We start from the raw sequence: 9,368 nt of genomic DNA, 5'->3' as shown, positions 1-9,368 counted from the left end.
CCCGCCCCCGCCGCACCCACGGCATCGCCTTCTCGGACATCTCGGCGCTGCTCGACGAACGGGAGGCGATGCTGCACGGCATACGCGAGGGCGTGATCGCCTTCGATCCCCGCGGCCGGATCCGGCTCGTCAACGACGAGGCGGCCCGGCTGCTCGGACTGGACACCGACATGACCGATGACGACCTCGACGCGGTCATGCCGGCCGGCCGTACCGCCGACGTACTGGCCGGCCGGGTCGAGGGCGCCGACCTCCTGACCGTGAGCGGTGGCCGCGTGCTGGTGGTCAACCGGATGCCGACCGCCGACGGCGGCGCCGTCGTGTCCCTGCGCGACCGCACCGAGGTGGAACTCCTCGGACGCGAGCTCGACAGCACCCAGGGGCTCCTGGAGGCCCTGCGCGCCCAGGGGCACGAGCACGCCAACCGGCTGCACACGGTGCTGGGGCTGCTGGAGCTGCGCAGATACGAACAGGCGGCCGCCTTCGTCACGCACGCCGTGGGAGACCACCGCAGCTCGGCGGAGGAGATCGCCGAGCGGGTCCACGACCCCCTGGTCTCCGCGCTCCTCGTCGGCAAGGCCGTGGTCGCCGCGGAACGAGCGGTCGAGCTGCGTGTCTGCGCCCGCACCCGGCTCCCCGACCGGCTCGTCGCCCCACGCGACCTGGTGACGGTACTGGGCAACCTCATCGACAACGCGCTCGACGCCGCGGCCGAGAAGCGCGGCGCCGGCCCCTTCGTGGAGGTGGAGCTGCGGGCCGAGGGCACCACCGTGCTGCTCCACGTCTCCGACACCGGCCCCGGGATTCCGCCGGCGGCACGCGAGGCCGTCTTCACCGAGGGGTACAGCACCAAGTCCCCGGCCCGCACCGGTTCTCATCCGCAGACGGCCCCTGCCCGCGGCCCCCTCCCGCACGGCCGGGGTATCGGGCTCTCCCTGGTCCGCCGGCTGGCCGAGCGCTACGGCGGTACGGCGAGGGTGACCGCCCGCCCGGGAGGCGGCGCCGTGTTCCTCGTGACCCTGCCGGAAATGATCATGCCGACTCCCGAGGCGGCGGAACTCCCCGGCGCCGCGCTCAGCACGGCCGGTGGTACCCGGTGATCAACGTCCTGGTCGTGGACGACGACTTCCACGTGGCCGAGATCAACTCCGCCTACGTGGCCCGGGTCCCCGGATTCACCGTGGTGGGCCGCGCGCACAACGCGGCCCAGACGCTGCTCAGCCTGGAGCGCACCAAGGTGGATCTCGTCCTGCTCGACCACTACCTGCCGGACGAGACGGGGGTGACCCTGATCCGCCGGTTGCGGCAGCTCGGTCACCACGCGGACGTGATCATGGTGACGGCCGCCCGCGACCTGGCGACCGTGCAGATGGCGCAGCGGTACGGGGCGCTGCACTACCTGGTCAAGCCGTTCACCTTCTCGGGCCTGCGCGCACGGCTCGAAGGCTACGCGGCCCTGCGCCGCTCACTCGACGAGACGGCCAGGGAAGCGGGACAGGACCAGATCGACCGGATCTTCAGCGCGTTCAAGGCGGCGGAGCCGCCCCGGCCCGCACTGCCCAAGGGCCACTCGACGGCCACCGTCGGCCTGGTCCGCGAGGCCCTGACCCGTAGTGCGCTGCCGCTCTCGGCGCACGAGGTCGCGGCCCGGACCGGAGTCAGCCGGTCCACCGCCCAGCGCTACCTGAAGTACCTCGAGGGGGTCGGACAGGTCAGGCTCACCCTGAAGTACGGCGACACGGGCCGCCCGGAACACCTCTACTCGTGGGCGGGCGCCTCCTGAAGCCGGTGTGCCGGTCCGACCCCGGGCGCCCGGGAGGCCCAGGACGTGGCCCGGCCCGGGCCGCCGCGGGCCGTGCGCGGAAACGCCCCTGGAACTCGCCCGGTCCCGGGGGCGTTCCGTCGAAGAAGGCTCAGCCCTTTCCGTTCCACGAACGCCAGAGGGCCGCGTACGGCCCCTCGGCGGCCACGAGCTCGTCGTGCGTGCCCAGTTCGACGATGCGGCCGGACTCCATGACGGCGACACGGTCCGCGTCATGCGCCGTCTGCAGACGGTGTGCGATGGCGATGACGGTACGGTCCGACCGCACCGCCGCCATGGCCCGCTCGGCCTGCCGGGCCGTCGCCGGGTCCAGCAGCGACGTGGCTTCGTCGAGTATCAGCGTGTGCGGATCGGCGAGCTGCACACGGGCGAGGGTGAGCTGTTGGGCCTGGGATGCCTCCAAGTCGACCCCGCCCGCCCCCAGCCGGGTGTCGAGCCCGTCCGGCAGCGTCTCGTACCAGTCGGCCTCGACCAGCTTCAGGGCCGCCAGGACGGCGTTGTCGTCGGCATCGGGAGCCGCCATGACCATGTTGTCCCGGAGCGTGCCCATGAACACGTGGTGCTGCTGGGTGATGAGCACCATCCGGTTGCCCAGCTCGCCGGCGGCGGCCAGGTCGGCGACGGCGACACCGCCGACCAGCACCTGGCCCGAGTCCGGGGTGTCCAGACCGGACAGCAGTTTGCCCAGCGTGGACTTGCCCGCTCCGGACGGCCCGACCACGGCCAGCCGCTCACCGGGCCGGACGAACAGGTCGATGTCCTTCAACACCTCGTGCCCGCGGGTGTAGGAGTACCGCACGCCGCGGACCTCGATGCGGTCGTCAGTGGGGGCGCGTACGGCGGGGCCCTGCTCCGGCGCCACCGTCCCGACCCCCTTGATACGTGCGAACGAAGCACCGCTGCGCTGGAGTTGCTCGACCCAGCCGAGCACACGGTCGAGGGGATCGACCAGCTGCCACATGTACAGGCCGCCTGCGACCACGGTACCGAGGGCGACCGACCCGTGGAGGTACCCCAGGCCGCCGACCAGGAGGATGAGCGTCATGGGCAGGGCGTGCGCGAACTCGGTGACGGGGAACAGCACGGTCCGCAGGGCGAGTGTCCGCAGCCCCGCACGGTAGGTGGTGTCGATGGCGTCGTCGACCGCGGAGTCCTGGCGGGCGCGGAGCCCGTAGGCCTCGATGGTGCGGGCGCCGTGCGCGGTGGAGTTCAACATCTCGGTGACGTGGCCGGAGGCGGCGCCCTCGGCGAGGTAGGCGTCCCGGGCCCGCGCCAGGTACCAGCGGGTCACGACCCAGACGAACGGCAGGCCCACCAGCGAGCACAGCCCGAGGAGGGGGTCCAGCAGGAACACCGCGGCGAAGATGAACAGGGCCTGGACACCCGCGATGAAGACGTCCGGGGCCGCGTCGCGCAGGGTGGCGGCCACGGTGGAGACGTCCACCGACGCGCGGGTGACGAGGTCGCCGGTGCCCACCTGTTCCGCGATCCGCCCGGGCAGGGCGAGCGACCGGTCGACGACCTCCTCGCGGAGCCGGGCCAGGGCGCGCTCACCGAACCGGTGGGAGAGACGGCGCGCGTACCGGGTCAGGACCAGTTGGGCCGCCGCGAAGCCCAGCACCGCCGCGGCCAGGCCGTCGACCTGGGAGACGGTCAGCTCGCCCGCCTCGCCCCGGGTGACGATCCGCCCCAGGAGCCATGGCCCGGCCACACCGGCGAGCGCGGCCAGGCAGGTGAGGACCAGAATCCCGCCCATGGCCCGTCCGTCGTCCTTCAGCAGCTGCCATCCGGCCCGGCGCACCGTCCGGGCGTCGGCGACCGGCAGCCGGGGTGTCTCGTCGGACCGGCTCATCGGGTGTGTCCTTCCGCCGGCCCCGTCACGTCAGGGATGTGTATAAGAGACAGGAGGAGTTCGCCGTGCGTGCCGGTGGCCTTGACCTCGCCGTCCACGAGGTAGGCGACCTCGTGGGCGTGTCCGAGCAGGAGCGGCGACGTGCTGACGACCAGCGTGGTGTGGCCCCTGCGGTGTTCGGCCACGCGGGCGGCGACCGTCGCCTCGGTGTGCGCGTCCAGCGCGGACGTCGGTTCCACCAGCAGGAGGACCTCCGGATCGGCCAGCAGCGCCCTGGCCAGGCGGAGCCGCTGGCGCTGCCCGCCCGACACGTTGCGGGCCTGGCTGTCGAGCCGGGTGTCGAGCCCGTCGGGCAGGACGTCGACGACGTCTTCGGCGGCGGAGGCGTACAGGGCCCGTCCGATCTCCTCGGCGCTGTGATCGTCGCGGACGGACACGGCCGAACGCAGCGGCCCGCCGAAGAGGTAGGCGTCGTTGTCGGCGAGCAGCACGTGACGCCGCAGCGCCGTGCGGTCCCACTCGGAGAGCTTCGTTCCACCCCAGGCGGCCTCGGAGCCCGTGTAGCCGGCCAGCCGATCCACGACGGCGCGGGGCTCCTCGGGCCGCGCGCCGACCAGAGCGGTCACCGTGCCGGGCCGCACCACCAGACCGGACGCGGGGTCGTGCAGCGCCCCGGGAGTGTCCGGCGGCAGCACCCGGGTCCTGTGCTCCTCGGGCTTCGGGGCGAGGGCCAGGATGTCGATCACGCGCCGCGCGGAGACGAGGCCCCGCGGCAGGTCGTCCGCCCCCTCGATGAGGGACGACACGGGGACCAGCAGGGCCGCCACGTATCCGTAGACCGCGACCAGTTCACCGACGGTGATCGAACCGCCGACCGCCATGCGGGCACTGAGCCACGTGACGACGGCGAGGAAGACCATGGGGAGGCAGGCGGCGAGCGCCTGCACCCAGCTGCTGAGGGAGGCCACCCGGTAGCCGAGGGGGACCAGGGCCTGTGAACGCTCCCGGTAGCGCTGGGCGAACACGGGCTTGCCCCCGATGCCGTTCAGCACGCTCAGCCCCTCGACCATGTCACCGGCCAGGGCGGTCAGCGCCCCCTGGTCCTCCCGGTAGGTGCCCTCGGCACCGTGCAGGCGGTCCAGCAGGGGGCCGACCGTCATCGCCAGCACCGGGACACCGAGGAGGATCACCACCGCCAGGACGACGGAGATCCTGAACAGCAGAACGGCCGTCGCCGCGTAGGCGATGACCGCGCCGATCCCGGGGCCCGTGATGGTCAGGGTCTGCGCGATCCGGCTGATGTCACCGGCCTGAAGATGAGTGAGCTCACCCGCCGACACCCGGCGCGGCAACGTCGAGCCCAGACGCGTGATGTGACGGGTCATCACCTGCACCGTCCGATAGGCCGCGTCCACGCGGATGAGCGTCATCGTGCGGTGGCGCAGGATCCCGAGGACCGCGATCACGGCCCCCACGAGGAGCACCGCACCGACCCAGAGGAACAGGGCATCGGTGTCACGCCCCCTGAGTCCGTCGTCGATGGCCCTCGACAGCAGGTACGGAGGCAGCATGAGCGCGCACATCCACGTGCTGCCCCACGTGGCACCGAGGAGAACCCGTCTGCGCTGCCTCGTCACCAGCCACCACAGGAACCGCAGAGGGCTCCGGTGGTCCGGTGGTCCCGGATCGCGGTAGGGGACCCGGCGCTCGCGTGCGGGCAGGTCTGTTCCGTCGGTCATCTCGGCCGTCCTCGGATAGGTCTTGGCGCTGTCTCTTATACGATGTGTATAAGAGACAGGTATGAGCGCGGGCACAAGAAAGCTCCGTACAGTCGAGGCTGACCGTACGGAGCTAAGTCGCGCTGCGGATACACGCCAACGTGCGCTTCATGTTCTTGGAGCTTCGCAGGCTTGTCAACGTTCGATCACGCGAAGCTGCACCGCCGGGCCGCCGCCCTCCTCGGCCGTCCGAAGGGCACCGGCCGGGAGGGCCCCCCGCGAGGCGTGCCCTCAGGAACCGCCGGCGCCCTCGCGCAGGTACGCGCCGAGCCGCTCGATCGCCGAGGGGTTGCGCGGACTCTCGACGAGATCGGCGTAGTCCAGCGTGAAGATCCGCTTGTGCTTGACCGCGGAGACGTTCCGCAGCGGCGGGTAGGAGAGCAGGAAGTCCTTCTTCTGCTCCGCGCTCGTGGAACCGTAGTCGTTGATGACGATGACGTCCGGGTTCCTCTTCACGACCGTCTCCCAGCCGACCGTCGTCCACGAGTCCTTGAGGTCGTGCAGGAGGTTGACGCCCCCGGCCTCGCTGATGATCTGCTCGGGCGCGGCGTAGCGTCCCGAGGTGAAGGGCTGGTCCTGGCCGCTGTCGTAGAGGAACACCGAGGGCCGGTCCGCGCCCTCGGGGGCCTTCGCCTGGACGGCGGCGACCGTTGCCTTGTACTGCTTGATCAGCTTCTGTGCGCGCTCCTCGACGCCGAAGATCCTGCCGAGGTTCTCCAGGTCCGTGTAGAGCGCGTCGAGCGGCGGCATGATGCCGCGCGAGGTGCCGGTGCCGGCGTTGCGACAGGACTCGGAGAGCAGATAGGTGTCGATGCCCGCCTTGTGGAGTTCGTCCGGCGTCAGGGTGTTCTCGTTGAAGCCGTAGCCCCAGCCGGCGAAGACGAGGTCGGCGCGCGCGGAGAGGGCCGTCTCCTTGGTGATCCGGTCCTTGGAGAGCCACTTCACCTTGTCGTACGCGTCCTTGTACGGCAGGCCGTCCACGGAGCCCTTGTCGGCGGGCATGGCGTAGCCCGCCATACGGTCCTCCAGGCCGAGCGCGAACATGAGCTCGGTGATGCCGATGTCGTTGGTCACCACCCGCTCGGGGCGCTTGTCGTAGGTGACCTTCTCGCCGCAGTTGGTGACGGTCACCGCCCGCGGGTCGGCGTTCTCGTCTTCGGATGCGACGTCCGCGCCGCAGCCGGTCAGCGTGAGGGCGGCGGCGAGGCCGAGCGAGGCGGTGGACAGGAGCTTGTGCACAGGGGGCCTTCCGGGGTGTCAGGGAGCCAGTGGGTCGAAGAGGAACTGGGTGGCGCCGGTCTCGGGGTGGCGCACCCGGTGCGCCCTGACGCCGAAGACCTCGGCGAGCAGCACGGGGGACAGGACCTCGTCCGGGGGCCCCGAGGCGACGACGCGGCCGCCCTGAAGGACGTGCAGCCGGTCGCAGTGGGCGGCGGCGAGGTTGAGGTCGTGCAGGGCGGCGAGCACGGTCGGGCCGCTGGCGCGGACCCGGCGCAGCACATCGAGCTGGTGGGCTATGTCGAGGTGGTTCGTGGGCTCGTCCAGGACGAGGACGCGCGGCTGCTGGGTGAGCGCGCGGGCGATGAGCACCCGCTGCTTCTCGCCGCCGGAGAGCGACAGGAAGCCGCGGGCGGCGAGGTGCGCCACCCCCGCCTGCTCCAGGGCTCCCAGGACGATCCGCCAGTCACCCGCGGCGGTGCGCTCGCGGTGCGGCAGGCGGCCCATCGCGACGACCTCGGTGACCGTGAAGTCGAAGTCGGCGGCCGACTCCTGCGGCAGCGCGGCCAGCAGGCGCGCCGCGGCCCGGGGCGTCATGCGGTGCACGTCCTCGTTCTCGACCTTGACGACTCCCGTGTCGGGGCGTCGCGCGCGGTAGACGCACCGCAGCAGCGTCGACTTCCCGCTGCCGTTGGGCCCGACCAGTCCCACGAAGGTTCCGGCGGGCGCGTCGAGCGTGACCTCCTCGACGAGCCGGGTGCCGGCCACCTCGACCGAAACGCCTTCGATGTCGAGCCGCACGTCTCCTCCTTCACGTTCGGGCACATTCGGGCAGCGATACGGGTACGGGCGGTGCTGCGGGCCGCCCGCGATCAGCGGCCGGTGAGCGCGTGGCCGCCGCGCCGCATGAGCAGCAGGAACGCGGGCACGCCGAGGGCGGCCGTGACCACGCCGACGGGCAGCTCGGTGGGTGCGAGCAGCACGCGCGAGAGGATGTCGGCCCACACGAGCAGTACCGCTCCGGTGAGCGGCGCGACCGCGAGGACGCGGGCGTGCGAAGCGCCCACGAGCATGCGCACGAGATGGGGAACCATCAGCCCGACGAAACCGATCGCCCCGCTCACCGCGACGACCGTGCCCGTCACAGCCGCCGTGACGACGAACAGCTCACGCCGCAGCCGGTCGGGCGGCACGCCCAGCGCCGCCGACGTCTCGTCCCCCATGGAGAGGGCGTCCAGCGCGCCCGCCCGCAGCCTGAGCCACAGCCAGCCCGCGAGCACAGCGGCACCTTCGGCCACGTCGCCCCGCCCAGGCTGCCGAGCAGCCACATCAACGCCGCGCGAGCCGCCTCGCCCCGCTCGGCGCCGAAGACCATGACGGTGGTGACGGCCTGGAAACCGTAGGCGAGCGCCGTGCCGGTCAGGACGAGCCGCAGCGGGCTGAGCCCGAGCGGGGAGCGGGCCACCGCGTAGACGACGAGGGTCGCGGCGAGCGCCGACACGAAGGCGGAGAAGGAGAGCGCCCAGACGCCGAGACCGGCGAGCGCGCCGAACAGGATGACCGCGTTGGCGCCGACGGCGGCGCCCGAGGAGATACCGAGCACGAAGGGGTCGGCCAGAGCGTTCCGCACCAGCGCCTGCACCGCGACACCGACCGCGGCGAGCCCCGCGCCGACCACGGCCGCGAGCACGACGCGCGGGAAGCGGATCTCCCACACGATGGTGTACGCCCCCGCGTCGCCGGTACCCAGACTCCCGCCGCTGAGACCGGCCCACATGAGCCGCAGCACCTGCCCCCAGCCCATCCCCGTCGCTCCGAGCCCCACCCCGCAGGCGAGCGAGACGGCCAGCACGAGCGCGAGTCCGACGACCAGTGGCGCGGTCGGTATGCGTCCGCGCGAGACGTCCGCCGGAGCAGAGGGAGTGGAGGGAGCAGAGGGAGCGGCGGTGCGGGGCAAGGTGGGCGCACATCCTCCGGGCCGGTGCCACCTGCGGAAGACCGCAGGGCACCAGAAGGGGCCCGGAGGGCTCTGGCAGTCCCTGCTCGCAGTCCGCGGCGAGCGGTTGACGGGTTGCATACCTGCCGCGGGTGATCGGACTCGCGTGGCCGGTACGGCCACGCACACCGTTGCGGGACAGCGCCGGATTCTCACCGGCTTCCCCCGCGGGAGGCACGGGAAGCGTAACAAGCCCGAGTCGGGGGCGGTCCGGCGGCGTGTCAGGTGTCCGGATACCGGCAGGACACCGCGTGTCCTCGGACGACACGACACGACACGGGCCGGTCGCGGTGTGGAACGCGTGGCCGTCCCACGAGCACGGGGTACGGCACGCCGTGGCCTCACGGACAGGCCTCCCGGCCGGGCGGGCGGACGGACCGGAGGCAACACCCTGTCAGAGCCGAGTACCAGCACGAGGACGGCCTTCGAAGGATGCCGACCGACCGCCAACGGCCGCACCTCAACGTCACCGGCCGCATCGCTCAGGAGACCACCCTCACCCCGTCGCCCACCTGACGGTGGTCGACCACAGCGTCGGCGAGTTGCGTAACATCCTCGGCCACTACGCCGACCAAGGCGAAAGTGCACTCTCGGCGCGGTACCTATGCTCACCGCTGCCGGAGCTCTCCGGGTTGCTGGGCCGGCCGTCGCGGGCCGCTTCCCCCGCCGAGGTCGCCCCGCAGGTCCAGGTCTTCACGGCGG

Annotated in this window: 6 protein-coding genes, 2 pseudogenes and 1 riboswitch; of the genes and pseudogenes, 3 read left to right on the top strand and 5 right to left on the bottom strand. The window is 72.2% G+C overall.

What is annotated here, in order from left to right:
- Positions 1-1,100, top strand: a 1,100-nt coding sequence (locus tag IH13_RS0132780; RefSeq protein WP_158791450.1) for a sensor histidine kinase, incomplete at its 5' end; no start/stop codon positions are given.
- Positions 1,097-1,783 carry a response regulator gene (locus IH13_RS0132775; protein ID WP_031090205.1) on the top strand — a complete coding sequence of 229 codons (687 nt, stop codon included), beginning with the start codon at positions 1,097-1,099 and terminating at the stop codon, positions 1,781-1,783. The genes IH13_RS0132780 and IH13_RS0132775, both read left to right, overlap by 4 nt.
- Positions 1,784-1,913: 130 nt before the next feature.
- Here the strand turns inward: IH13_RS0132775 and IH13_RS0132770 are convergent, their stop codons facing one another.
- From IH13_RS0132770 to IH13_RS39140, 5 genes and pseudogenes are all read right to left on the bottom strand, one after another.
- Positions 1,914-3,674, bottom strand: coding sequence for an ABC transporter ATP-binding protein (locus tag IH13_RS0132770; protein WP_031090203.1), 1,761 nt, complete (start codon positions 3,672-3,674; stop codon positions 1,914-1,916).
- A complete protein-coding gene (locus tag IH13_RS0132765; RefSeq protein WP_234433476.1) occupies positions 3,671-5,245 on the bottom strand; it encodes an ABC transporter transmembrane domain-containing protein in 1,575 nt (524 codons plus the stop codon). Before IH13_RS0132765 ends, IH13_RS0132770 begins: the two co-directional genes overlap by 4 nt.
- Before the next feature lie 438 nt (positions 5,246-5,683).
- Entirely contained in the window at positions 5,684-6,691 is a 1,008-nt protein-coding gene (locus IH13_RS0132760) for an ABC transporter substrate-binding protein (RefSeq protein WP_031090200.1), read from the bottom strand.
- 18 nt (positions 6,692-6,709) lie between these two features.
- Positions 6,710-7,471 carry an ABC transporter ATP-binding protein gene (locus IH13_RS0132755; RefSeq protein WP_031090198.1) on the bottom strand — a complete coding sequence of 254 codons (762 nt, stop codon included), beginning with the start codon at positions 7,469-7,471 and terminating at the stop codon, positions 6,710-6,712.
- A 71-nt stretch (positions 7,472-7,542) separates the two neighbouring features.
- Positions 7,543-8,522 (bottom strand): annotated as a pseudogene (locus tag IH13_RS39140) (FecCD family ABC transporter permease).
- Between the two features lie 213 nt (positions 8,523-8,735).
- Positions 8,736-8,863, bottom strand: a riboswitch (cobalamin riboswitch).
- Between the two features lie 286 nt (positions 8,864-9,149).
- Here IH13_RS39140 and IH13_RS45325 point away from each other — a divergent pair.
- Positions 9,150-9,244 (top strand): annotated as a pseudogene (locus IH13_RS45325) (5,10-methylenetetrahydrofolate reductase); the annotation flags it as partial.
- Positions 9,245-9,368 lie beyond the last annotated feature (124 nt).

Origin of the sequence: Streptomyces sp. NRRL WC-3549 (assembly GCF_000721935.1) — a bacterium.
Classification (GTDB): Bacteria; Actinomycetota; Actinomycetes; order Streptomycetales; family Streptomycetaceae; genus Streptomyces.
The sequence above is the reverse complement of the archived record's forward strand: the minus strand, read 5'-3'. Positions and strand labels throughout refer to the sequence as shown.

What these genes read in the sequence shown, in the direction of transcription:
- IH13_RS0132770 (WP_031090203.1), bottom strand. Translation starts at nt 3,674, where the DNA reads ATGAGCCGGTCCGACGAGACACCCCGGCTGCCGGTCGCCGACGCCCGG.
- IH13_RS0132765 (WP_234433476.1), bottom strand. Translation starts at nt 5,245, where the DNA reads ATGCTGCCTCCGTACCTGCTGTCGAGGGCCATCGACGACGGACTCAGG.